Source organism: Xanthomarina sp. F2636L (assembly GCF_026410195.1).
Taxonomy (GTDB): Bacteria; Bacteroidota; Bacteroidia; order Flavobacteriales; family Flavobacteriaceae; genus Xanthomarina.
The window spans coordinates 1-221 of record NZ_JAPMLM010000041.1; the positions used below are offsets into that span (position 1 = coordinate 1).

A 221-nucleotide genomic window follows, 5' to 3' on the forward strand; every position below is an offset into this window, starting at 1 on the left:
CCAGCACAGTTATCCGTTGCTGTTAAATCTATAGGAGCAGGTACATCATCGATACATTCTACTGTTAGATCAGCAGGAGCAGCTGGAGCTACAGGTGCCGTAGTATCAGAAACAGTAATAGTTTGTGACACACTAGATGTATTATTACAAGAATCAGTAAAGGTCCAAGTACGTGTAACTACTATGTTACAAGGATCAGAACTATCAGTTGAGTCAACAGG

General features: G+C 40.7%; 1 protein-coding gene. It reads right to left on the reverse strand.

The genetic code is table 11. The features are described 5' to 3' along the window. Positions 1-221, reverse strand: a 221-nt coding sequence (locus OS191_RS15605) for an HYR-like domain-containing protein (RefSeq protein ID WP_267153691.1), incomplete at both ends; no start/stop codon positions are given.